This is a genomic window from Providencia sp. PROV122 (assembly GCF_028482365.1).
Classification (GTDB): Bacteria; Pseudomonadota; Gammaproteobacteria; order Enterobacterales; family Enterobacteriaceae; genus Providencia; species Providencia stuartii.
On sequence record NZ_JAMPQI010000002.1, the window covers coordinates 105,199 to 128,219 of the forward strand.

General features: G+C 42.7%; 23 protein-coding genes. 15 read left to right on the plus strand and 8 right to left on the minus strand.

Annotation, left to right across the window (positions count from 1 at the left end; genetic code table 11):
• Positions 1 to 57 precede the first annotated feature (57 nt).
• Positions 58 to 1,194: a molecular chaperone DnaJ gene (gene dnaJ / locus PSE69_RS02115; RefSeq protein WP_004926754.1), complete on the plus strand. Its 1,137-nt coding sequence runs from the start codon at positions 58 to 60 to the stop codon at positions 1,192 to 1,194.
• A gap of 59 nt (positions 1,195 to 1,253) precedes the next feature.
• Here the strand turns inward: dnaJ and PSE69_RS02120 are convergent, their stop codons facing one another.
• Entirely contained in the window at positions 1,254 to 2,102 is an 849-nt protein-coding gene (locus PSE69_RS02120) for an EamA family transporter (RefSeq protein ID WP_061064685.1), read from the minus strand.
• A 392-nt stretch (positions 2,103 to 2,494) separates the two neighbouring features.
• Here PSE69_RS02120 and nhaA point away from each other — a divergent pair, with 392 nt between their 5' ends.
• Complete coding sequence (nhaA, locus tag PSE69_RS02125) at positions 2,495 to 3,667, plus strand: Na+/H+ antiporter NhaA (protein ID WP_072502531.1); 1,173 nt, start codon at positions 2,495 to 2,497, stop codon at positions 3,665 to 3,667.
• Between the two features lie 183 nt (positions 3,668 to 3,850).
• Complete coding sequence (nhaR, locus tag PSE69_RS02130; RefSeq protein WP_014656815.1) at positions 3,851 to 4,774, plus strand: transcriptional activator NhaR; 924 nt, start codon at positions 3,851 to 3,853, stop codon at positions 4,772 to 4,774.
• Positions 4,775 to 4,826: 52 nt separating this feature from the next.
• Here nhaR and rpsT read toward each other — a convergent pair whose 3' ends face one another.
• Positions 4,827 to 5,087, minus strand: a complete 261-nt coding sequence (rpsT, locus tag PSE69_RS02135; protein ID WP_014656814.1) for a 30S ribosomal protein S20 — start codon at positions 5,085 to 5,087, stop codon at positions 4,827 to 4,829.
• A 601-nt stretch (positions 5,088 to 5,688) separates the two neighbouring features.
• On the opposite strand from rpsT, the gene ribF reads away from it, so the two are divergent.
• The 6 genes from ribF to PSE69_RS02165 all read left to right on the plus strand — a co-directional run bounded on the left by ribF (position 5,689) and on the right by PSE69_RS02165 (position 12,188).
• A complete protein-coding gene (gene ribF / locus PSE69_RS02140; protein ID WP_004926774.1) occupies positions 5,689 to 6,627 on the plus strand; it encodes a bifunctional riboflavin kinase/FAD synthetase in 939 nt (312 codons plus the stop codon).
• Between the two features lie 27 nt (positions 6,628 to 6,654).
• A complete protein-coding gene (gene ileS / locus PSE69_RS02145) occupies positions 6,655 to 9,465 on the plus strand; it encodes an isoleucine--tRNA ligase (RefSeq protein WP_004926779.1) in 2,811 nt (936 codons plus the stop codon).
• On the plus strand, positions 9,465 to 9,965 hold the full coding sequence (gene lspA / locus PSE69_RS02150) for a signal peptidase II (RefSeq protein WP_014656811.1): 501 nt from the start codon (positions 9,465 to 9,467) through the stop codon (positions 9,963 to 9,965). Before ileS ends, lspA begins: the two co-directional genes overlap by 1 nt.
• A gap of 65 nt (positions 9,966 to 10,030) precedes the next feature.
• Positions 10,031 to 10,501: an FKBP-type peptidyl-prolyl cis-trans isomerase gene (gene fkpB / locus PSE69_RS02155; RefSeq protein WP_004926787.1), complete on the plus strand. Its 471-nt coding sequence runs from the start codon at positions 10,031 to 10,033 to the stop codon at positions 10,499 to 10,501.
• Positions 10,482 to 11,435, plus strand: coding sequence for a 4-hydroxy-3-methylbut-2-enyl diphosphate reductase (gene ispH, locus PSE69_RS02160; protein ID WP_004926791.1), 954 nt, complete (start codon positions 10,482 to 10,484; stop codon positions 11,433 to 11,435). The genes fkpB and ispH overlap by 20 nt, the downstream gene beginning before the upstream one ends.
• A 93-nt stretch (positions 11,436 to 11,528) precedes the next feature.
• The gene (locus tag PSE69_RS02165; protein ID WP_004926796.1) at positions 11,529 to 12,188 is read left to right on the plus strand and encodes an HAD family hydrolase; all 660 of its coding nucleotides are present in this window, start codon (positions 11,529 to 11,531) and stop codon (positions 12,186 to 12,188) included.
• A 110-nt stretch (positions 12,189 to 12,298) separates the two neighbouring features.
• On the opposite strand, the gene PSE69_RS02170 is transcribed toward PSE69_RS02165, so the two are convergent.
• The 6 genes from PSE69_RS02170 to PSE69_RS02195 form a co-directional block, all read right to left on the minus strand.
• Complete coding sequence (locus tag PSE69_RS02170; protein ID WP_004926799.1) at positions 12,299 to 12,874, minus strand: TerD family protein; 576 nt, start codon at positions 12,872 to 12,874, stop codon at positions 12,299 to 12,301.
• Positions 12,875 to 12,946: 72 nt separating this feature from the next.
• Positions 12,947 to 13,525: a tellurium resistance membrane protein TerD gene (gene terD, locus PSE69_RS02175; protein ID WP_004926803.1), complete on the minus strand. Its 579-nt coding sequence runs from the start codon at positions 13,523 to 13,525 to the stop codon at positions 12,947 to 12,949.
• Between the two features lie 48 nt (positions 13,526 to 13,573).
• A complete protein-coding gene (locus PSE69_RS02180; RefSeq protein ID WP_004926804.1) occupies positions 13,574 to 14,617 on the minus strand; it encodes a TerC/Alx family metal homeostasis membrane protein in 1,044 nt (347 codons plus the stop codon).
• Between the two features lie 31 nt (positions 14,618 to 14,648).
• Complete coding sequence (locus PSE69_RS02185; protein WP_004926805.1) at positions 14,649 to 15,104, minus strand: tellurite resistance TerB family protein; 456 nt, start codon at positions 15,102 to 15,104, stop codon at positions 14,649 to 14,651.
• A gap of 25 nt (positions 15,105 to 15,129) precedes the next feature.
• Positions 15,130 to 16,272: a TerD family protein gene (locus PSE69_RS02190; protein WP_121874791.1), complete on the minus strand. Its 1,143-nt coding sequence runs from the start codon at positions 16,270 to 16,272 to the stop codon at positions 15,130 to 15,132.
• Entirely contained in the window at positions 16,269 to 16,862 is a 594-nt protein-coding gene (locus PSE69_RS02195) for a TerD family protein (RefSeq protein ID WP_004926810.1), read from the minus strand. Before PSE69_RS02195 ends, PSE69_RS02190 begins: the two co-directional genes overlap by 4 nt.
• Before the next feature lie 320 nt (positions 16,863 to 17,182).
• Here PSE69_RS02195 and PSE69_RS02200 point away from each other — a divergent pair, with 320 nt between their 5' ends.
• The 6 genes from PSE69_RS02200 (at position 17,183) to PSE69_RS02225 (ending at position 22,926) form a co-directional block, all read left to right on the plus strand.
• Positions 17,183 to 18,250 (plus strand): ATP-grasp domain-containing protein, encoded by a 1,068-nt coding sequence (locus PSE69_RS02200; protein WP_004926814.1) that lies wholly within the window; start codon positions 17,183 to 17,185, stop codon positions 18,248 to 18,250.
• 2 nt (positions 18,251 to 18,252) lie between these two features.
• Complete coding sequence (locus tag PSE69_RS02205) at positions 18,253 to 19,398, plus strand: phosphoribosyltransferase domain-containing protein (protein ID WP_121874792.1); 1,146 nt, start codon at positions 18,253 to 18,255, stop codon at positions 19,396 to 19,398.
• Positions 19,391 to 20,173 (plus strand): hypothetical protein, encoded by a 783-nt coding sequence (locus PSE69_RS02210; RefSeq protein ID WP_004926821.1) that lies wholly within the window; start codon positions 19,391 to 19,393, stop codon positions 20,171 to 20,173. The genes PSE69_RS02205 and PSE69_RS02210 overlap by 8 nt, the downstream gene beginning before the upstream one ends.
• Positions 20,166 to 21,245 carry a cysteine protease StiP family protein gene (locus PSE69_RS02215; RefSeq protein WP_121874793.1) on the plus strand — a complete coding sequence of 360 codons (1,080 nt, stop codon included), beginning with the start codon at positions 20,166 to 20,168 and terminating at the stop codon, positions 21,243 to 21,245. Before PSE69_RS02210 ends, PSE69_RS02215 begins: the two co-directional genes overlap by 8 nt.
• Positions 21,245 to 22,195 (plus strand): HpcH/HpaI aldolase/citrate lyase family protein, encoded by a 951-nt coding sequence (locus PSE69_RS02220; protein WP_004926828.1) that lies wholly within the window; start codon positions 21,245 to 21,247, stop codon positions 22,193 to 22,195. The genes PSE69_RS02215 and PSE69_RS02220 overlap by 1 nt, the downstream gene beginning before the upstream one ends.
• Before the next feature lie 257 nt (positions 22,196 to 22,452).
• The gene (locus PSE69_RS02225) at positions 22,453 to 22,926 is read left to right on the plus strand and encodes a hypothetical protein (protein WP_004926830.1); all 474 of its coding nucleotides are present in this window, start codon (positions 22,453 to 22,455) and stop codon (positions 22,924 to 22,926) included.
• Positions 22,927 to 23,021: the final 95 nt, after the last annotated feature.

Sequence of the window (23,021 nt, forward strand, 5' to 3'; positions counted from 1 at the left end):
CGAACACGGGCGTCGAGGAAACTCCACGCCCGTGTCGGCATGTTAAGGGTAAAATAAATGGCGAAAAGAGATTTTTATGAGGTCTTAGGCCTCGAAAAAAATGCTTCAGATAAAGACATCAAACGCGCATATAAGCGTTTAGCAATGAAGTATCATCCTGACCGTAATCAGGATAAAAAAGATGAAGCAGAAGCTCAATTTAAAGAGATAAAAGAAGCTTACGAAGTCCTGTCCGATGAGCAGAAGCGCGCAGCTTACGACCAGTATGGCCATGCTGCCTTTGAGCAAGGTGGCATGGGCGGCGGCGGTTTTGGCGGCGGTGCTGATTTTAGCGATATCTTTGGTGACGTCTTCGGTGATATTTTTGGAGGCGGCCGCAGACAGCAGCGCCCAAGCCGTGGTTCTGATTTACAGTACAACATGGAGCTGACCCTTGAAGAGGCTGTCCGTGGAGTGACCAAAGAGATCCGTATCCCAGCTTTGGAAACCTGTGATGTCTGCCATGGTAATGGTGCTAAACCGGGAACCAGCGTAGATACTTGCCCAACATGTCATGGTATGGGTCAGGTACACATGCGTCAGGGCTTCTTCTCTGTACAGCAACCTTGTCCAACGTGTCATGGCCGAGGCAAAATTATTAAAGATCCATGCAACAAGTGTCATGGTCATGGCCGCGTTGAACGCTATAAGACCCTATCAGTGAAAATCCCAGCAGGGGTAGATACTGGCGACCGTGTTCGTTTATCCGGTGAAGGTGAAGCTGGGGAAAATGGGGCACCAGCAGGGGATCTGTTTGTTCAAGTTCGTGTGTTACCACACAGTATTTTTGAACGTGATGGCAACAACTTACATTGCGAAGTTCCGATTAACTTTGCGGTTGCGGCATTAGGTGGTGAAATAGAAGTCCCGACCCTTGATGGTCGCGTCAAACTGAAAATCCCAGCAGAGACCCAAACCGGTAAAATTTTCCGCATGAAAGGCAAAGGCGTGAAATCTGTCCGTGGTGGTATGCAGGGTGATCTCATGTGCCATATTGTCGTTGAAACACCAGTTAAATTGAATGAGAAGCAAAAAGAGCTACTCAAAGAGTTTGGAGAATCACTCGGTGGTACGAGTGGCGAAAAGAATAGCCCACGCTCAAAAAGCTTTTTAGACGGCGTGAAGAAATTCTTTGATGACCTAACTAACAAATAATAAATTAAACGGCCCGCTTAGTTGCGGGCTTTTTTTTGAGATTAGTGCCTTTCTTTGTATTAATGGCTTAGCTTCGCGAGTAACACACCAGCTAAAATAATCACACAAGCAGTAACGCGCATGAAGTTGAACCTCTCTTTTAAGAAAACGATAGATAAAAACATCGCGAAAAGTACGCTGGTTTCTCTGACCGCAGCAACCAAAACGATGGGGGCTTGGCTCATTGCCCAGATAGCAATGCCATAACTCACTAACTGCATTAATCCACCAATTAAACCAGAGCGCCAATACTGTTTGATACCTTGAAACAGGGTTTTTTGATATTTCAAAGCGCCCGAGAGAGTAAGTACTATGCCGTTAAGCAAAAATAGCCATAACGTATACACGATAGGATCTTCGCTAGCCCGAGAGCCTTGCCCATCGGATAAGGTATAGCAGGCGGTAAAAAAAGCAGTGCACAGTGCGTAAAAGAGTGCTTTTCCTGTGATATTGAGCGTCAGCTTTCTTCCGGCAAACGCAATAATAATCACCCCACTCATAATGAATAGGATCCCAAGTAGCCCAATTAAAGAGATCATTTCATGGAAGATTAGCAAACTGAGTAAGGCAGTAATAAGCGGTGCAGAACCTCGAGAAATGGGATATATCTGCCCTAAATCACCATGTGTATAGGCTTGGCTTAAAAAATAGGCATAGCCAAGATGAAAAAGGAGTGATAAGGCTAACCAAGGTATGGCATGAACGGAAGGCAACCCCAACACAAACAGTGCCGGTATTGCTAACACCGCAGAAAATAATGAGATCATGACTAAACCGAAAAAACGGTCATTACCGAATTTTACGATGGCGTTCCAACTGGCGTGACAAAATGCTGCAAATAATACAGCGAGCAAAACATAGGTTGTCATAATACGAATAGGTGAAATAGGTTGTCATTCAGTATTACGTAATGAGGCTTTTTTGTGAAGGGCTTACGAGGTTGATTGTCACTCACTGGATGGTGAAGCTTTATTTTGTGAGCCGGCACGAAAAAGAGCGTTTACTCTAAAAAAGTGGCTAGTGGTTGATCTGTTAAGCATATTATCTTAAGAAACGGGATGTGTACTGCGACTGCGTAAAAAAGAAAAATATGGATTCAAATAAATTTGTCTATATTTAAATTTAACAGTAATTAAACAAAAAGAGTGAGTAATTTCTCATATTGCTCGAGAATGCCGAATCATTACTGATAAATAAACGACTTTTTACGAACTAATGATTAGCATAATATTAACACTCTGTTTATTTTGGGGTTAAATATATGACAGCAATCATCCGTAAATTTTTAAGGTTAGAAGCAGCGGGAGGGCTACTCCTAATTATTGCTGCCATAGTCGCATTAATTATGGCGAATTCGCCAGCTCAGGGACTATACCAGCAGTTTTTAGATATACCTATCTCCGTTAAGATCTCATCACTAGAGCTCGATAAGCCATTAATTCTATGGATTAATGATTTCTTGATGGCGATTTTCTTTCTTGTCGTCGGTCTTGAGGTTAAACGAGAACTGCTTGAGGGGTCGCTTGCAGGGAAAGATAAAGCTATTTTTCCTGCTGTTGCAGCGCTAGGTGGGATGTTAGCACCTGCACTCATTTATTTGCTGTTTAATGGCGCTGATGATATTACACGCCAAGGTTGGGCAATACCCGCAGCAACAGACATCGCCTTCGCCCTAGGGGTTATGGCGCTTTTAGGTAAGCGAGTGCCAACAGAGTTAAAAGTCTTTTTATTGGCGCTAGCGATTATTGATGACCTTGGTGTCATTGTGATTATCGCATTCTTCTATACCAGTTCGTTATCTTTAGTCGCGCTTGGTTTAGCGGCTTTATGTGTGACACTACTGGTTATCATGAATTGGCGGCGAGTTGAAAATACCGCAGCTTATTTAGTTATCGGGCTGATCCTTTGGGTTTGTATTCTTAAATCAGGCGTGCATGCAACTCTCGCGGGGGTCATTGTCGGTTTCTTGATACCACTGCATGGCACAAATAATACAAAACCGTCAGAAGAGCTTGAGCATGTGCTACACCCTTGGGTTGCTTATATGATTTTACCGATATTTGCTTTTGCCAACTCAGGTGTTCAATTAAACGGCGTCACGTTTGATGGATTGATGAGTACATTACCTTTAGGGGTTGCGGCAGGTTTACTTTTTGGGAAGCCTTTAGGGATTTTTCTCTTTAGTTGGGTTTCGGTAAAACTTGGGTTTGCAAAATTACCTGAGTCCATTAATTTGAGGCAAGTATTCGCAGTATCTGTTTTATGTGGAATCGGTTTTACTATGTCTATCTTTATTACCGGACTGGCATTTGATGGGTTGGATGATAGCTATAGTACCTATTCAAGACTAGGAATTTTACTTGGATCAACATTAGCTGCCTTTTTAGGTTACTTTTTGTTAAAGGTAGTGTTACCGAAACCTCAACAAAAATAGTGATTGTCTGAATTCCAATAAATTCAGAAATAAATAGTAAGAAATTCCGAGTTAATGGACTATGATATACCCGCAACACACCTTTTTTGTGTTGTGGGTATATCTATATAACTCCTGCAAAAGGAGCAGTGAAAAATAGTATGGTCAGTATTGATTATTATTGGCGGTACAGAAGGAATCGATATGCGGGTTTCACACCTTAATTTTAACCACCTTTATTATTTTTGGCATGTCTGTAAAGAAGGGTCTGTCGTTGGGGCGGCTGAAGCGTTGTATTTAACCCCTCAAACCATTACCGGGCAAATAAAAGCATTAGAAGAGCGGCTAGGTGGTAAATTATTTAAGCGTCAAGGGCGCGGTTTAGTTCCCTCAGAGCTTGGGCAACTCATTTTTCGCTACGCTGACAAAATGTTTATGTTAAGCCAAGAAATGCTTGATATTGTCAATTATAGCCGAGAATCAAATTTGTTGTTTGATGTCGGTGTTGCTGATGCCTTATCGAAACAGTTAGTAAGTCGAGTTTTAGAAACGGCGGTCGTTGAACATGAGCAGATCCATCTTCGCTGCTTTGAATCGACTCATGAAATGTTGCTTGAGCAACTGAGCCAACACAAACTTGATATGATTTTATCTGATTGCCCAGTCGATTCATCACAGCAAGAAGGCCTATTTTCTGTGAAGTTAGGCGAGTGCAGTGTGAGTTTCTTTTGCCGCGACCCTGCACCTAAAAAGCCATTCCCTGAATGTTTAGAAGAGCGTCGTTTGCTGATCCCTGGTCGCCGTTCAATGTTAGGACGCCACTTATTGACTTGGATCCGTAATAAGAATTTGCAAGTTGAAGTACTTGGTGAATTTGATGATGCTGCTTTAATGAAAGCCTTTGGTATGCATCACAATGCAATCTTTGTTGCTCCCTCATTATATGCCGCGGATATTTTGGGAGGGGAGGATGTTATCGAACTCGGTCGGTTAGATAGCGTTAAAGAAGAGTATTTTGTCATTTTTGCGGAACGCATGATCCAACATCCTGCGGTTCAGCGTGTCTGTAACAAAGATTTTTCCAATCTGTTCTCAGCGCCATTTGATAAGCTTGAGAAAAAAGTTTAACAGACAAAAAAACCGGCAGAAGCCGGTTTTTTTAGCTAATCAAGAAGCAAAATTACATAGCTTTGATTTGAGCTGCTAAGTTAGCTTTATGACGCGCTGCTTTGTTTTTGTGGATCAGGCCTTTAGTGGCGTGACGATCAACAATAGGTTGCATGTCATTGAATGCTTTCTGAGCCGCTTCTTTATCGCCAGCAGCGATAGCAAGGTAAACTTTCTTGATAAAAGTACGCACCATAGAACGACGGCTAGCGTTGTGCTGACGACGTTTCTCAGATTGTATAGCGCGTTTCTTAGCTGATTTGATATTAGCCAAGGTCCAACTCCCAAATGTATTCTATTGAGGACAATTCAAAGGTCGAGGAATATGCCCTTTCGCCCTTCATTTGTCAATGGATTTGTGCAAATAAACGTCGTGTACATCGACGTAAGTGCGTTTGTGAATGGTGCAAGATTCTACCAGCAAATGCTAGAGGAATACAGATCTTCACGCGAAAAAAAAGCGTATTTGATGGCACATAATAAAAAATTTTTTTACTGAAAAAATTTTTGAGTTGAAGATAATAGCAGTTAGTATAATTATCACGCAATAATTGTTTGTTTATTGGTCATTGAGAACAATGGCTTGCATAAGTCTGGACGAAAATCAGAAAAATTTACGATTTTTCGAGACCTCAGCGCAATTTTGTTGTATTGATAATCCATTGGTTATCCCTATATTTTGATCTTTATATTCAGAAACAGCTAAATTTTTTTCGTTAAAACCGCTTAGTCGGGGTTTTATTCAGGCTAAAACTGGGCTGTAACTTGTGTATTGATCAAAAAATGGCGATTGAATGAAACCTTTTACGAACTTGGGTTAACCTTAAGCGTCGTACAAGGTATAATCCAGCAATTTCCTCGGTATTGAGCCTGTTATGGAGCTAATTCGCGGTATACAAAATATCCGGGCGTGCCATCATGGTTGCGTGCTGACTATTGGTAATTTTGATGGTGTCCATCGTGGGCATCAGGTTTTACTTCAAAATTTGAAGCAAAAGGGTGAGCAGTTGGGGTTACCCTCTGTCGTGATGATTTTTGAACCACAACCCCTTGAGTTTTTTATTGGTGACAAAGCGCCTGCTCGTTTGACGCGTCTGCGAGACAAAGTGAAATACTTGGCAGACAGTGGGATTGATTACCTACTGTGTGTTGAGTTTAACCAACATTTTGCCTCTTTAACGCCAGATGAGTTTGTCGCTGAACTACTGGTAAAAAAATTGGGCGTAAAATACCTCGCCATAGGCGATGATTTTCGTTTTGGTAAGAATCGTATGGGCGATTTTGCTTTCCTACAGCAAGCAGGTAGCCAGTATGGGTTTCAAGTCGCGGATACAGAAAGTTTTTGTGATTCGGGGTTGCGTATCAGTAGCACTGCGATTCGCAAAGCAATACAAGATAACGATCTGGCATTAGCAGAAACGTTATTAGGCCACCCATATCGTATCAGTGGGCGTGTTGTGCATGGAAACCAACTTGGGCGTACCATCGGTTTTCCAACGGCAAACCTGCCATTAAAACGATTAGTCACACCTGTGACGGGTGTGTATGCTGTAGAAGTTTACGGTTTAGGGGATAAGCCCTTGCCTGGTGTAGCAAATATAGGTACTAGGCCAACAGTATCTGGTAAAGGGCAGCAATTAGAAGTCCATCTGATTGATGCCAATATGGATTTATACGGACGTCATATTGATGTCGTGTTGCGTAAGAAATTACGCGACGAACAGCGGTTTGCTTCATTAGACGCGCTTAAGGAGCAAATCGCTAAAGATGTGATTGCGGCTAGGGATTACTTAGCGGCAATAAATGTCAGATAATTTAGCGGAAAATGGAACTGAGAATCGATGAGTGACTATAAAAATACCCTGAATCTACCAGAAACAGGGTTTCCAATGCGTGGCGATCTCGCCAAACGCGAACCACAGATGTTAGAGCGCTGGTACAAAGAAGGTTTGTATCATGCTATCCGTAAAGCAAAATCGGGCAAAAAAACATTTATTCTGCACGATGGTCCTCCGTATGCTAACGGCAGTATTCATATTGGTCACTCAGTCAACAAAATTCTCAAAGACATTATTATTAAATCCAAAGGGCTGGCGGGCTTTGACTCCCCATACATCCCTGGTTGGGATTGCCATGGTTTACCTATTGAACATAAAGTTGAGCAAATAGTAGGCAAGCCAGGGGAGAAAGTTTCCGCCGCTGAATTCCGTGCACAATGCCGTCAATATGCTAAAGAGCAAATTGAAGGCCAAAAAGCTGACTTTATTCGCCTTGGTGTTTTGGGTGAGTGGGATAAGCCGTATCTGACGATGGACTTCAAAACAGAAGCAAACATTATCAGAGCATTGGCGAAAACTATCGCTAATGGTCACCTAGTGAAAGGGGCAAAACCAGTTCACTGGTGTACTGCTTGTGGGTCTTCACTTGCTGAAGCAGAAGTTGAATACTATGACAAAACGTCACCATCTATCTACGTTCGTTTCCCTGCCGTAGATAGCAACGCGGTGTACGAAAAATTTGGCGTAGTGGGTGATAAAACGCCAGCGCTAGTCATTTGGACCACAACGCCTTGGACGTTACCAGCTAACCGTGCTATCTCACTGAACCCTGAGTTTAAATACCAGTTGGTTGAAGCCAATGGTGAAGTCGTTATCCTTGCGGCTGATCTCGTTGAAGATGTCATGAAAACAGTGGGCATTGAGTCATGGAAAGTGCTGAGCGAATGTGAAGGCAGTGCCCTTGAATTATTGCGCTTCGAGCATCCATTTATGGGCTTTGATGTGCCTGCTATTTTAGGGGATCACGTTACTCTTGATGCCGGTACAGGGGCAGTGCATACCGCTCCAGGTCATGGTCCAGAAGACTATGTAGTCGGTCAAAAATATGGCCTAGAAACTGCAAACCCAGTAGGTCCAGATGGTTGCTTCCTTGCGAATACCTATCCAACCTTGGATGGTGTGTTCATCTTCAAAGCTAACGATGTCATCGTTGAGTTACTGAAAGAAAAAGGCGCATTGCTGTATAAGCAAGCTATTTCACATAGCTATCCATGCTGTTGGCGTCATAAAACCCCAGTCATTTTCCGTGCTACACCACAATGGTTTATTGGCATGGATAAGAATGGCTTGCGTGAGCAATCACTAAAAGAGATTGATATCGTTCAGTGGATCCCAGGTTGGGGTCGTGCACGTATCGAATCAATGGTTGAAAACCGCCCTGACTGGTGTATCTCGCGTCAACGTACGTGGGGAACACCAATGTCACTGTTTGTGCATAAAGAGACCGAAGAGTTACATCCTCGCACGTTGGAGTTGATGGAAGAAGTCGCTAAACGTGTTGAAGTTGATGGTATTCAAGCATGGTGGGATCTGGATGCTGCTGAGCTATTAGGTGATGAAGCTGAAATCTACCGTAAAGTGCCAGACACACTGGATGTATGGTTTGATTCAGGGTCGACACATTTTGCCGTTGTGGATGCACGTCCTGAGTATCACGGCAATTCAGCGGATATGTACCTTGAAGGTTCAGACCAACATCGTGGTTGGTTTATGTCTTCATTGATGCTCTCAACGGCAATGAAAGGCAAAGCACCTTATCGTCAAGTACTGACTCATGGCTTTACTGTCGATGGTCAAGGCCGCAAGATGTCTAAATCTTTAGGTAACACAATTAGCCCACAGGATGTGATGAACAAACTGGGTGCTGATATTTTACGTCTATGGGTGGCATCTACCGATTACACTGGTGAAATTGCGGTATCGGATGAGATCTTAAAACGTGCGGCAGACTCTTATCGCCGTATTCGTAACACTGCACGTTTCTTACTGGCTAACCTGAACGGCTTTAACCCTGAAACTGATATGGTTAAACCTGAAGAGATGGTGGTGTTAGATAGATGGGCAGTAGGGCGTGCACTTGAGGCTCAAAAAGAGATCACTAAAGCCTATGATGAATATGACTTCTTGTCAGTCATTCAGCGCCTTATGCATTTCTGCTCTATCGAAATGGGCTCATTCTATCTGGATATCATTAAAGATCGCCAGTATACCGCGAAGAGTGATAGCCTTGCTCGTCGTAGCTGCCAAACAGCGTTATTCCATATTGCGGAAGCCTTGGTTCGTTGGATTGCACCAATACTGTCGTTCACTGCGGATGAAATTTGGAACGAGCTGCCAGGTGAGCGTGCTAAGTTTGTATTAACCGAAGAGTGGTATGACGCATTATTTGGTTTGGCAGAAACAGAAAGCATGAATGATGATTTCTGGGCTGAGCTACTTGCTGTTCGTGGTGAAGTTAACAAAGTTCTTGAGCAAGCACGTGCAGATAAACATATCGGTGGCTCATTAGAGGCCTCAGTCACCTTGTATGCGGATAAAGCGCTTGCAGAGAAGCTCAATAGCTTAGCGGATGAGCTCCGTTTTGTGTTGTTGACCTCTCAAGTACGAGTTGCTGATATTGCTGAGGCACCAGCGAATGCACAACAATCAGAGCTAAGTGGCTTGAAAATTGGCTTTAGCAAGGCTGCTGGTGAGAAATGTCCTCGCTGCTGGCACTATGCTAATGATGTAGGTTCCGTTGCTGATCACCCTGAATTGTGTGGTCGCTGTGTCACTAACGTAGCCGGAAACGGTGAAATACGTAAGTTTGCATAATGAAGAGACCTATTTGTTCTACTGGGTTACGTTGGTTGTGGTTAACCGTTGTGCTGATTGCATTGGATTTAGGCATTAAACAGTTAGTCTTGAAAGAGATGAACCTGTATGAGCCACATCCAATCATGCCTTACCTCAACTTGATGTATGCACAAAACTTTGGTGCCGCATTTAGTTTTCTTGCTGATGAGGGAGGCTGGCAACGTTGGTTCTTTGCTGGCATCGCGGTGACGATATCTGTCATTTTAATGGTAATGATGTATCGCCAAAGCGCGCAAAAACGACTAAGCAATATCGCTTATGCGTTGATTATCAGTGGAGCAATTGGCAATCTGAGTGATCGTTTAATACATGGCTTTGTCATTGATTATATTGATTTTTATATAGGCAATTGGCATTACCCAACATTTAACCTTGCAGATGTTACGATTTGTATTGGTGCCGCTTTAGTGATCTTAGAAGGCTTCTTGCCTGACAAGGACAAAAAGAAAGCAAATTAACTGATATAATAACCCTCAGCCCGGTTCTGCCGGGCTGATTTTTATAATAGAAATAGGTTCGATTTATGTCTACTCAGGTACAACCACAAAGCGCGGTATTGTTGCATTTTACGTTGAAACTAGAAGATGGTTCGACAGCCGATTCTTCCCATAGTCAGGGTAAACCTGCGTTGTTTAGTTTAGGGGATGGTTCACTTTCACCTGAATTAGAAGCGCAATTAGTTGGGCTGAATGTGGGTGAAAAGAAAAGTTTTTCATTACCGGGTGATACGGTCTTTGGTAAACATAATCCTGATTTAATTCAATACTTTTCTCTGCGTGATTTTACGGAAACAGGGATACCTGAGATTGGCACAATCATGCTTTTTACTGCAATGAATGGCAGTGAGATGCCTGGAGTAGTAAAATCAATAGAAGGTGAATCTGTGACGATTGATTTTAATCATCCGTTAGCAGAGCAACAAATCACTTTTGATATTGAAGTACTTGAGATTGACCCGCAATTGGAGAGTCAAAATGCAAATATTAATGGCTAACCCTCGTGGCTTTTGTGCAGGGGTAGACCGTGCGATCAGCATTGTAGAAAGAGCACTTGAGCTTTATGGTGCACCTATTTATGTACGCCATGAGGTTGTTCACAACCGTTATGTGGTAGATGATCTGCGTCAGCGCGGTGCTATTTTTATTGAAGAGATCTCTGAAGTACCCGATGGCTCGATCCTGATTTTTTCTGCTCATGGCGTCTCTCAAGCTATTCGTCAAGAAGCGCGCTCACGTGATCTGACGATGTTATTTGATGCGACTTGTCCATTGGTGACCAAAGTGCATATGGAAGTGGCGCGTGCTAGCCGAAAAGGCAAAGAAGCTATTTTGATTGGTCACGCAGGCCATCCAGAAGTAGAAGGTACCATGGGGCAGTACAGTAACCCAGAAGGTGGAATGTACCTTGTTGAAAGCCCAGAAGATGTCTGGAAGCTGCAAGTAAAAGACGAAAATAATTTGTGCTTTATGACCCAAACAACGCTCTCGGTTGATGATACCTCTGACGTTATTGATGCATTAACTCAACGTTTCCCAAGCATTGTTGGCCCGCGTAAAGATGATATCTGCTATGCGACGACCAATCGTCAAGAAGCAGCGCGTGAACTTGCTGAGCGTGCAGATATTGTGTTGGTTGTGGGGTCTAAAAATTCGTCAAACTCGAATCGTTTGGCGGAATTGGCTTCCCGAATGAAAAAACCAGCTTATCTCATCGATGGTGCTGAAGACATTAAAACAGAGTGGCTAGTCGATAAAAAAATTATCGGTTTGACTGCGGGAGCCTCAGCGCCTGATATTTTAGTTCGCCAAGTGATCGATAAACTGAAAGAGTTTGGCGCCGATGAGGTTGTAGAGCTTCAAGGCCGCGAAGAAAATATTGTGTTTGAAGTGCCTAAAGAGTTACGTGTTGAGGTTAAGCAAATTAGCTAATGGCAAGGCGCCTAGTTATTTATTATAGAATACCTCTGATCTGCCTAATAGAGGCAGGTTGGAGGCAACGCAGCGTTTTTGGAGTTTTCATTCGTGCCCAACAATACCGCCCATGCCGTTAATGTACTTTCTGTTTTTGATTTCGATGGCACATTAACATATCGTGACAGCTTTATCCCATTTTTAAAATTCGCGTTCGGGAAATATCGTTTTTCCCGCAAAATTATTAGATTGGTTTTGCCTACTTTGCAATGTGCTAGGCGCAAGCTCACGCGTGACGAATTAAAAGAAGTGCTGATTAAGACCTTTCTCACGGGGGTTGACGAGAAGTGGCTAAAAGAGAAAGCCGAACAATTTTGTAAGATTTATTGGACGAAATTGATGCGCCCTGAAGGGGTGTTAGGTGTTGCCGCTGAAGTTGAAAGTGGTGCTGAAGTGACGATTTGTTCCGCCTCACCATCTCTGGTCCTTAAGCCGTTTGCAAAAAGGTTAGGCATCAAGTTGATCAGTACTGAACTTGAAGTGGTGAATGGTAAATTAACGGGGAATTTGGTTGGCCAAAACTGCCGCCGTGAACAGAAAGTAAAACGTTTAGAGCAGGTATACGGTGACTTGGGTCAATATCACCTACGCGCTTGGGGTGATACTCGTGGGGATTTTGAATTATTGCAAGCTGCGCAAGACGCACACTGGCGCCATTTCCATAAAAAGCACTACCGATATAAACATAAACAGGTGGTTAGTAGAGACTGATTTTATTATCAGTCTCTTGGGAAAATAAAGTCATCAAGAGAGAGATGAGAGCTTGATGACTGCCAGTAATCTTTATAGATGAGGGCAGTGCTCATCTTAGTTAAGGTGAATTAGATATTGACACCGTGTTGAGCTGCCAATGCACTCAAGCCACCCGCGAAGCCTTGGCCTACCGCTTTGAATTTCCACTCGTTACCATGGCGATATAGCTCACCAAAAATCATTGCTGTTTCAGTTGACGCGTCTTCAGATAGGTCAAAACGTGCAATTTCAGCATTGGTATCGTTGTTGTAAACACGCATAAAGCTGTTGCTTACCATGCCAAAGTTTTGTTTACGTGTTTCTGCATCATAAATCGTGACAGAGAAAACCAGTTTTTTCACTTCAGCAGGAACTTTAGTCAGGTCGATTTTGACTTGTTCGTCATCACCGTCGCCTTCCCCAGTACGGTTATCGCCTTGGTGTTCAACAGAACCACATGGGCTTACTTTGTTGTTGAAGAAGATAAAATTTGCATCAGAGAGAACTTTACCGTCTTCTCCAACCATAAATACAGAAGCATCTAAATCAAAATCTGCGCCGTCAGTAACACGAGCATCCCATCCCAGACCGACCATAGCAACATTCATTGTCGGTGCTTCTTTAGTCAGGGATACATTACCACCTTTAACGAGGGAAACTGCCATATAAAGCTCCTTTGCTGTTGAAAATTGGTAGCGTTTTTTCGCTACCAATACTTATCACTGATTTTACTGATATCAAGATGCATTGATGCCGTATTGAGCGCATACAGAGGCTAGGCCACCTGCATAGCCTTGACCGACGGCACGGAATTTCCACTCATTGCTATGACGGTATAATTCACCGAATAGCATTGCCGTTTCCGTTGACGCGTCTTCAGTCAGGTCATAACGAGCGACTTCAATTTGGTTGTCATCATTGACTAAACGGATAAATGCACCAGAAACTTGGCCGAAACTTTGGCGACGAGCTTGTGCATCATGAATAGTGACAACGAAGATGATTTTATCGATGTCCGCTGGGATCAGGTCTAATTTGATTTTCAGCGCTTCATCGTCACCATCGCCTTCACCAGTACGGTTATCACCGGTATGAGTTACTGAGCCGTCGGCAGATGCTAGGTTGTTATAGAAAATAAAGTCTGCATCACCACGTACTTTTCCGTTAGCGGCTAATAAAAATGCAGAAGCATCTAAGTCAAAGTCCTGACCGTCTGTTGAACGAGCATCCCAGCCAAGTCCAACTAGGACGTTTTTCATCGTTGGTGCTGCTTTGCTTAACGAAACATTGCCGCCTTTAGATAGAGAAACGCTCATTGTTATAACTCCTTGAAAATTTATGCAAAAATATGTTGTGAAAGAATGTTAGCTATGCTTTTCATCCTCAGATTTATCTTTTTCTGGAAAAAGTACGCTTGCGATAATGCCTAATGCAAGTACCCCAAGTACCACAAACAAGCTTGTGCTAGCAGAGATACTAAAGCCATGATGCCAAATATGATCTGTTGCATTCAAGCCAAGTTTAACGGCAATAAAGAACAGAAGAACGATGACGGCTTTTTCTAAGTAGACAAGATATTGCTTCAATGCTTCCAGAACGAAATAAAGCGTACGCAAACCTAATATTGCAAACATCATTGCGCTGTAAACAATCAGTGGCTCACGGCTTACCGCGATAATAGCGGGTACAGAGTCAAAAGCAAACATCACATCAGATAACTCAACGACAGCCACACATAACATAAGTGGGGTTGCGTAAAGTGCTGCTTTTTTACCGCGGCCGATTGTCACATCTTTGTTTTCAGGTTTGGCTAGCTCTGCATCAACTTCTTTTTGTGTTAATAAGAATGCGTGCCCCGTTATTTTAGGCCAAATTGGGAAGAAACGTTTGACTAAACGATAGGCTAAGTGCTGAGAATAATCCTCAATTTCATCACTGTCATCGCCGCTACGTAACATCATTACCGCTGTCCAAGCAACCACAAGGGCAAAGATGATTTCAACGTATGGTCCTAAGCTGAGAAGTCCTGTACCGATGGCGACGAAGATCCCACGGAAAATAATGGCACCGATAATCCCCCAGTATAGAACCCGGTGGCGAAAGCGATCCGGTACGGCAAACCAAGAGAAAATCGCCATCATGACAAACAAGTTGTCGACCGAGAGGACTTTTTCCAACGCATAACCTGTTACGAATAGGCTGGCAACTTCCGAGCCATGATGGATATATAGGAATCCAGCAAATGCCATAGCAATGGCAACCCAGAATATGGACCAGAAAATTGCATTTTTTAATGTGATCGGTTTATCAGCACGGTGCATAAATAAATCGATAAAAATAGCTCCGATTGCTAATACCACAAACACAATTACGGTTTCAGTCGGAAAGCCAATATGAGTGGATACCATAATAATTCCTAAACGGGGTCCTTAATTAAAATTACAGACCAAAGTCTGCTGGTGAAAAGCCTAATGCAGTTGCAATATCACGTACCGCGGCTTTCTCATCATTGTCAAAATCACCATCACTTTTGGCGACCGCAATACCAACGCGGATAGCTAACTGAGCGGCTTCAGGTTGATCTTTTAGTGCAAGGATGTATTTCATTGTTTCACCCTTGCCAATTTCTGAGTCGAAATCAAAGCTTGTAATGAGCTTATTAAAAAACTCAATCACTTCAGTGGTATCAAAAACTTTTAACTCATCAGAGGCTTTTAAGAAGCCAAGCATTTTCTGCTTCTCTTCAGAGCTAACGCCATCGCTGGCAATAGCAATACGAGCACAAACAGCCACTGTGCCTTGCATAAATTTTTTGTTTTTAAAACGACCGACTTGTTTGGTTAACTCTGCTCGGCCTGTATTCAATGCATCTTTAACTTTATTGAAAAAACTCATGGTATATCCCCTAATTTCCTTTTGATTATTTAGAACCGGCAGTCCAGCGAAACCCCCAGCCAAAGGCGTTATCCATATCTTTATGACCTTTAAAGAACTGGTTGATACGCTCAACTTTGATAGCGCCTTGCTCGTTCACGAGTCGCGCGATAGCGCACATGCCGCGACCATTATTTCCTTCGGTTAAACGTGTTTCAATTGGTGGTTGATCTGGTACATGAATAGTGACCACACCGTCCGTTTTATCCCAGCTTGGTACACCTTCGTAAATAAAGGCGTAAATCAGTATTTGCTTGATATTTTTCCACTCACGACCATTGATATATATCCATTCGCCACCTGAAACATCACCAGTGCGGTCATCCCCTTGTAACTCGACGAACGGTGGAGAATTAAAGAAGCCGAAAGTGTTTCCAAGCGCTTGGATAACCCCTTTTTCACGGTTCTGTAGCTCAACAAATGCACCTAAATCAAGGTCAATTCCTTTATTTCCACCACCAAATAAGCCACCTAAGAAGCCTGTTGACCCAGTATTACTACCACGGTGCCAATCAAGGTTGATCCTTATCTTCCCAAAATCGTCTTTTTTAACGAGGCTAATTGAAGGTTTTTCTTTAGTTAGAGACACTTTGCTCAGATTCACGGAAGCCGGAGCAGGGGGCGGTGTTGGTGTATCTTCAACATCAACACCAAAATGCTCAGCGAGAGGTTTTAGTCCACCATTAAACCCTTGAGCAATAAAGCGGAACTTCCAACTGTCATTACGGCGATAGAGTTCACCGAGAATTAATGCCGCTTCTTGGCGTCCATTAGTTTCCACCGTGCCGTTTAACAAAACTTCATTATTAGCATCAACTTGAATAGCAAGACGCTGCAAGCCAGCAATGGTTTGGTTGCCGTCACAAGTTGCTGTAAATGCAACTTTTTGCACACTAGGGTGTAAACGATTTAAATCGACGGTAAAGAGGCTATTGTTGCCTTCAGGACGAAAGCTAATGGTTTGATCATCATTCGTTGTTTGACCATAAAAAACCATATCCGCATCGTTTTTAACTTTACCTGTATCGTATAAACGGAAAGCCGAGGCATCAACAGCCATGCCAGATTGAATACGGATCGTCAGGGTTTGAGAAGGAACGGTAGCATTAGCACCTGGAGTCATATTCATGGGCGTACCACCACATTAACGATGTCAGATTGCATATCTTGAATAGTGCGACCTGTAGAAGGCGAACCGTGAGCGGTGAAATCCCACTGACCGTTATTACGACGCAAAGAAGCAATAATGATCCCTGTATGTGAGCCTTGTTCCGTTAATTTATAGTTTGCCAGCTCCTTTTTAGTAGCGTGATCAACAACGCGGCAAAATGCGTTTTCGACTTCATTGAAGGTTTGACCACGGAAGCTATTGACTGTGAATGCGAGGTATTCGGTATTGGCTGGCAGTTTATTGAGTTCTACAAAAATGGTTTCATCATCGCCATCACCTTCACCGGTAAGGTTATCGCCTGAATGAATGACAGAGTTGCAGCTTGATTTTAATTTGCGGAAAGAGACTACATCAATTTGCTTTCCTTGTGCATCAAGTAAAATGCAGCTAGCGTCCAAATCGATTGAATTACCGCCACCAAAAAGCCCACTTAAAAATCCTTTTTTCTTAACCTGAACCGGATCCCAGCCCAAACCAAACATCAGATGATTCAACGCAGGTGCTTGCTTGCTCAGGGAGATGGTTTGATTTTTGCTTAATGAAACCATAATAAAATTCCTTCAAAGTTACGATGAAATAGTGGTTTTTACATAACTAAAATCCAAAATATAAAGTTAATCATATCATGATGAAGTAGTTGGGCAACGCTATTTTTTTCAATATTATTTCTTTTTATTTTAACGTGTTGAATATAAATGATTAATTCATTTTTAGTATATTGATTAATGAGATTTTTCCGAACTAAATGTAAATATATGTAGTTCTAAACTATTAACGGTAATAAATCACAATATGATTGACATGTTGCGGTTTAAATCGCATTATTGCCGATCTTATTATTGGGTGCTTCGGATGGATGTAGGGATTGATGAACAGTAAAATATGGTTTATGGAAGGCTTGTCTTCGCAGCGAGACCTTATTCAAGGTGCTCGTGAGTTTGCTCAACAACAACTGAAAAACATAACGATATTTGCTTCTCATCGTCATGCCCGAAATGAAATTTTATCTCAGGCCGACTATGCACGATTAGAGCCAGAAGATAGTGCTGAGCGATTGGCATTTATCACTCGGCTGGTTGAAAAAGAGAAAATATCGGCAATCCAAGCTGGCCGAAATAGTGAATGGTTTGAATCTCACCGCCAGCAAATTGAGTCTCTTGGCGTTAAATTAACAACGGGGGCGATGAGTGTTAGTGCACTTCAGTTAGCCGATGATAAATATGCTTTTGCACAATCAATGGAAAAGCACGGTTTGCCCGTTGTCCCCTCTATTCAGATTGACTCAATTGATGAATTAAAAGCATTTATCGTGAATAACCCTTTTAAAAATGTGCCATTATGTGTGAAACCTATTAAAGGGATTTATGGTATGGGATTTTGGCGTTTTGATGATTCCGTTTCTGCTATGGCGGCATTTACTCACCCTGAGAGTCGTCGAGTTAACCCTCGCCTCTATTTGCAAGCGATGGAACAAGCAGACGGCTTTGAACCTTTAGTCTTAATGCCTTATTTGCCGGGGCCTGAATATTCGGTAGATATGGTTGTCGAACAAGGTCGTGTTATTGCTGCGGTTGCTCGTCGTAAAGAAGGCTCTTTGCAGCACTTAGAAAACTCAGGGGAAGCTTATGAGTTAGGCTGTGCTTGCGCGCAAGTGATGCAAGCCGATGGGATTGTTAATGTGCAAACACGCAATGATGCTCAGGGGAACGCCGTTTTGCTTGAAATCAATATGCGTCCTTCTGGTGGAATAGGTTACACACAACATAGTGGTATCAACCTACCTGGTATTTTTGCTTTGCGGCAGCTTGGTTTAATTAGCCAAGAGGAAGTCGTTGCTGAAAAAGCAAAATTCACACCTTCGATTATACGGCCTATCACAAATTCAATCAGTTATAGTTCAATAACAACCAATTTAATCAGTACGGATAAAAACTAATAATGAAGAGTACGACTGAGCCTGTAGTTTACCGCCGCAATCTGACGACTGGCACTTTGAGTGTTATTCCCACTTGTTCTTTGGACACGCTAGATGAACTCTTTGAAATCGCAGAGAGACGTAACCCGAAACGTGCCTTTCTATTTGTGAGTAAAGTGTTGGGCAGGCATATTCCTGTCCAGCCAAAATTGATGCGTAAAACATATCAGCAATTATGCCAACAATTTCCGTCAACACTTGAAGGGCCTGTTTTATTTATAGGCATGGCAGAAACCGCCGTGGGGTTAGGGGCTGGCGTGTTTGATGAGGCGAGAAAACATTATAAAGATTCTGTCTATTTGACGTCGACTCGTCATCCTGTTGAAGGGGGTGAGTTATTGTGTGAGTTCAAAGAAAATCACAGCCATGCGACGGATCATCTGCTTTATTTACCCCATGACCCTGAATTAAGACGCCGTGTATTGCATGCGCAAACCGTTGTCCTTGTTGATGATGAGGCAACCACGGGAAATACCTTTATTAATTTACTTTGTGCTTTACGTGACGCTGGCGGTTTGACTGAGATTAAACAGGTGATAGCCGTCACCTTAACCGATTGGAGTGGTGACGCTTTACAAGAGCGTAGCCCCTTACCGATACGTACTCTATCGTTAGTGCAGGGGCAATGGCAGTGGCAGCAAAATAAAGATGCGCCTGTCCCCATCATGCCAAATGTGAATATTACAGGAACAGGTCATTTCCCAATTACAGGTAAGCAAAGTTGGGGAAGGTTGGGGATAGCAGCACCGGCTGGAGATTTGGGTCGCCATATCCAAGCCTCTTCCGACGAAAAAATATTGGTACTTGGCTCAGGGGAATTTGTTTGGGAACCCTTTTTGTTAGCAGAGAGGTTAGAGCAACAAGGTGCGGAGGTAAAATATAGCTCCACAACGCGTTCACCAATTTCTGTTAATTATGCAATTCAATCTGCTATTGCCTTTAAGGATAATTACGGCTTGGGGATCCCTAATTTTATTTATAACGTTGCCCATCAACATTTCTCACGCATCATACTGTGCATCGAAACACCCAAGGAGAGTGTGGACCCCGTACTACTTGAAGCACTGAATAAAGTGGCCCCAATAGTTGAGGTATTAAGTTATGAGTAGGCCGGTGATTTTTACCGATTTAGATGACACTTTGTTTCAGACCCGGCGGAAAATGGTTGATGAGCTAGACTTAATGCCTTTTCAGGTTGGCGCCTTAGACAGAGACCTAGAGCCACGTAGCTTTATGACCCAAGAGCAAGCCATGCTAGTGGATTGGATGATTGAAAATGCTGATCTGATCCCTGTTACCGCGCGTGGAACGGAAGAGATCCGCCGTGTCACCATCCCCTTTCGTTCTTGGGCCATTACGACACATGGGGCGGTGATCTTAAATCCACAGGGTGAAGAAGATAGGCAGTGGCGAACACAAATATTAGCGAGCCTGCAAAATTACACTGAACAACTGATCCAGATGCAGCAAAAGATCACCGCGTTAATGGCTGAACGCAATATCGATGCTTGGGCACGAATTAATTATGAATATGATAATACGCCCATTTATTTGGTTATGAAGCACCGCGATAGCACTAAATTAGATGAGCTGTATGCCATTGGCGATGAAATTGAGCAGCTATTTTCAACCAAAGGTTTCTATATTCATCGTAACAGTAACAATATTGCTTGGTTGCCTGAGTCGATAGAAAAAGGGCATGCGGTGACTTATTTACTTAATAAATTGAGAAGTGAACGAGGCGTTTTTCCTGTGATTGGTTTAGGTGATAGCTTAAGCGATCATCGTTTTATGAAGCTGTGTAGTTGGTTTGGAATGCCAAAACAGAGTCAGTTTGCTGCTCAAATTAATACAAAGATTTTTGAGGGATTAGACGATGCGTGATTTTGAACCTTTTTCTGGTAGCTATTTGCCTGATGATGTCCATTTTTTGTTGCAGCCCGTCACCATCGAAATGACACCTGTTGAGCTAAAAGAGCAACTTATACAGTCAGGGGCAAAGCACTATTCAGATATGCTAAGCCAAGAGCCTGAACCGACTCCGTGGCACCTTGATTTATTTGCGAAAGCCCTTGATTCAGGCGCGGCACGTTTAGCTAGCGAGGTTGTGATGCTAGCCAAAGCGCTAATTCAGCAGTTCGATAAGACCCCAATTGTGCTGACGAGTCTTGTGAGGGCAGGTGTGCCGTTAGGTGTTATGTTGCAACAAACACTACGTGCGATGGGGAAAGAGTCTTATCACTATGGTATCAGTATTATTCGCGATAGAGGAATCGATACCACGGCATTAGAGTGGATTGAGCAGCGTCATGGCACCGAAGGTATTGTGTTTGTTGATGGCTGGACGGGAAAAGGGGCCATAACCGGTGAATTAGTGCGCTCATTAAAGGGGCGTGAGGGCTATCCTGCGCAGCCTAGACTCGTCGTACTAGCAGATCCTTGTGGGTGTGCATGGTTGTCTGCGAGCCATGATGATTGGTTGATCCCATTTGGTATCATGGGAGCACCTGTTTCAGGGTTAATTTCACGCTCAATATGGACTGAATCAGGCTTTCATGGCTGTGTTAAATGTGATCATTTAAGCCAATTTGAGTGCAGCCGCCTGCTTGTCGATACCGTTGCCAAACAACGAGATGCTTTAGAGATGGCTTCAATTGCCACACCGTCTCCAAACTCCCCATTATGCGCATCGCTCAAACAGCGTAGCGAGCAGGTAATCAACACGTTGGCAGAGCAATACAGTATTACCAATATTAACCGTATCAAACCAGGGATTGCAGAGGCAACTCGTGCGGTATTACGTCGTGTTCCCGATCATGTTTTAGTGCGCAAAATGAGTGATCCTGATGTCGCTTTGTTGGTTTATTTAGCACAACAGAAAAATATTACTATCACTGAGGTTGGCAATGACATCGGCCAATATCGTGCAGTAACGATTATTAAGAAGGTAAAGTAATGGAGCAGAGACTCTCACCTTGGAAACTAGGTGCTACGCTTTATATGCCAGCAACACGTACTGATATTGCTGATGTTATTTTGAATCACAAAATAGCAGGACTACGTTCATTAATCATCTGTTTAGAAGATTCGGTGAGTGAATCGGATATTCCTCTGGCGCTTAATAACCTGCAAGCTTTACTACTTGAATTATCTGAAGTTAAAAAACAAACGGGTAATCAGGCGTGGCCGTTAGTGTTTATTCGCCCAAGAGAGACGGAAATGGGTGAATGGATAGTGCAACATCTTGATCTCAGTGCAATTGACGGTTTTGTACTGCCAAAATTTACCCAAGAATCACTCCCGGTCTGGTGGAATATCATCGAAAATACACATTTGTGCATGATGCCGACACTGGAAACAGAAGAAGTCTTTGATGTAATACAAATGACTGAACTTGCAAATCATTTACTAGTACACCCTTGTCATGAGCGAATTATTGCGCTACGAATTGGTGGAAATGATTTAATGAATGTGATTTCATTGCGACGTAATCGCCATTTTACGTTATATGATGGACCGATGGGGTATGTGATCAAAATGCTCGTTGCGGTTTTTGGCTCCCGTAATTTCTTTTTAACGGCTCCAGTTTGCGAGCATATCGACGACCATCAAATCATGGAAAAAGAGTTGATGCTTGATATTGCTAATGGCTTAGTGGGGAAAACGGCGATCCATCCTAAGCAGATCAGTAAAATAGAACAAGCACTGATGGTCTCTCAGTCAGAACATTCGGACGCTTTACGTATTTTGAACTCAACCCAAGCGGTGTTTAAATCTCAGGGCGCTATGTGCGAGCCTGCGACTCATCGGCGTTGGGCAATCGGTATTTTAGCTCGTTCAAAAATCTACGGTATCGCACAAGAGCAAGGCAAAATAGGTTCACCGCGTTTAAATGCAACACAATGATGAAGTTGATGATTGACGTTTTAAATAATTCGATAGTATAGGAAGTATGGCTTGTGTTATCGACATTATTTTAAGTAAAATCGTTAGTTGGGTTGAAAATGGTTATCATACATGGATTTTCGCATGTTATCGCCAATAGGTGAGTTTTCTTTTGATATAATATATGTTATTAATATTTAAAGATATTATCATATATAAGTATCAAATCTATTTTGTATCCTTAATTTTCGATTTTATTCAAGTAAGTGACAACAATCATGCAACTCAGTACTCGCCAAATCAGAGTTTATACATTAGCCGCGCTTTTAAGTCCGGGGAAGCCAGTTGCTACGACAAAAATAATCTCTTCGCTAGAATGCTCAGAGCCAACGTTGACACGCGTATTGAAAGAGCTGCGTGAAGCTTATGGCGCAGAGATAAAATACAGTAAATCGAATCGTGCTTATCAAATGACCGAAAGAGGGCAATTGGATAATAAAACGATCCGTCGCATGCGCGAAGCATTAGTGGCTAATGAAGAAAGAATGCATCAAGAAATTACTAGTCGGGTAAGATTAGATAAAGACAAAAAGAAGTCAGTTTCATTGTCATTAAAAATGCTTACGTTAAGAAAGATTGACCGACTATCACGTTTAAATAAATCAACTCGTAGTGATGCCGTTGAATTACTGGTTGACAATTTTATTGAGCAGCTTATTCAAAAAATCTCCGCAGAAAATAAAAAAAGCTAACTTATTAAGTGTATCTATTCGTTATGCTTTAAGTTATCGCATTGTTAATGATGCTTTTCCCTAATGTGGGCGAGAAATATAGTCGAGGCGTATCA

What these genes read in the sequence shown, in the direction of transcription:
- dnaJ (WP_004926754.1), top strand. Translation starts at nt 58, where the DNA reads ATGGCGAAAAGAGATTTTTATGAGGTCTTAGGCCTCGAAAAAAATGCT.
- PSE69_RS02120 (WP_061064685.1), bottom strand. Translation starts at nt 2,102, where the DNA reads ATGACAACCTATGTTTTGCTCGCTGTATTATTTGCAGCATTTTGTCAC.
- nhaA (WP_072502531.1), top strand. Translation starts at nt 2,495, where the DNA reads ATGACAGCAATCATCCGTAAATTTTTAAGGTTAGAAGCAGCGGGAGGG.
- nhaR (WP_014656815.1), top strand. Translation starts at nt 3,851, where the DNA reads ATGCGGGTTTCACACCTTAATTTTAACCACCTTTATTATTTTTGGCAT.
- ribF (WP_004926774.1), top strand. Translation starts at nt 5,689, where the DNA reads ATGGAGCTAATTCGCGGTATACAAAATATCCGGGCGTGCCATCATGGT.
- ileS (WP_004926779.1), top strand. Translation starts at nt 6,655, where the DNA reads ATGAGTGACTATAAAAATACCCTGAATCTACCAGAAACAGGGTTTCCA.
- lspA (WP_014656811.1), top strand. Translation starts at nt 9,465, where the DNA reads ATGAAGAGACCTATTTGTTCTACTGGGTTACGTTGGTTGTGGTTAACC.
- fkpB (WP_004926787.1), top strand. Translation starts at nt 10,031, where the DNA reads ATGTCTACTCAGGTACAACCACAAAGCGCGGTATTGTTGCATTTTACG.
- ispH (WP_004926791.1), top strand. Translation starts at nt 10,482, where the DNA reads ATGCAAATATTAATGGCTAACCCTCGTGGCTTTTGTGCAGGGGTAGAC.
- PSE69_RS02170 (WP_004926799.1), bottom strand. Translation starts at nt 12,874, where the DNA reads ATGGCAGTTTCCCTCGTTAAAGGTGGTAATGTATCCCTGACTAAAGAA.
- terD (WP_004926803.1), bottom strand. Translation starts at nt 13,525, where the DNA reads ATGAGCGTTTCTCTATCTAAAGGCGGCAATGTTTCGTTAAGCAAAGCA.
- PSE69_RS02180 (WP_004926804.1), bottom strand. Translation starts at nt 14,617, where the DNA reads ATGGTATCCACTCATATTGGCTTTCCGACTGAAACCGTAATTGTGTTT.
- PSE69_RS02185 (WP_004926805.1), bottom strand. Translation starts at nt 15,104, where the DNA reads ATGAGTTTTTTCAATAAAGTTAAAGATGCATTGAATACAGGCCGAGCA.
- PSE69_RS02190 (WP_121874791.1), bottom strand. Translation starts at nt 16,272, where the DNA reads ATGAATATGACTCCAGGTGCTAATGCTACCGTTCCTTCTCAAACCCTG.
- PSE69_RS02195 (WP_004926810.1), bottom strand. Translation starts at nt 16,862, where the DNA reads ATGGTTTCATTAAGCAAAAATCAAACCATCTCCCTGAGCAAGCAAGCA.
- PSE69_RS02200 (WP_004926814.1), top strand. Translation starts at nt 17,183, where the DNA reads ATGAACAGTAAAATATGGTTTATGGAAGGCTTGTCTTCGCAGCGAGAC.
- PSE69_RS02205 (WP_121874792.1), top strand. Translation starts at nt 18,253, where the DNA reads ATGAAGAGTACGACTGAGCCTGTAGTTTACCGCCGCAATCTGACGACT.
- PSE69_RS02210 (WP_004926821.1), top strand. Translation starts at nt 19,391, where the DNA reads ATGAGTAGGCCGGTGATTTTTACCGATTTAGATGACACTTTGTTTCAG.
- PSE69_RS02215 (WP_121874793.1), top strand. Translation starts at nt 20,166, where the DNA reads ATGCGTGATTTTGAACCTTTTTCTGGTAGCTATTTGCCTGATGATGTC.
- PSE69_RS02220 (WP_004926828.1), top strand. Translation starts at nt 21,245, where the DNA reads ATGGAGCAGAGACTCTCACCTTGGAAACTAGGTGCTACGCTTTATATG.
- PSE69_RS02225 (WP_004926830.1), top strand. Translation starts at nt 22,453, where the DNA reads ATGCAACTCAGTACTCGCCAAATCAGAGTTTATACATTAGCCGCGCTT.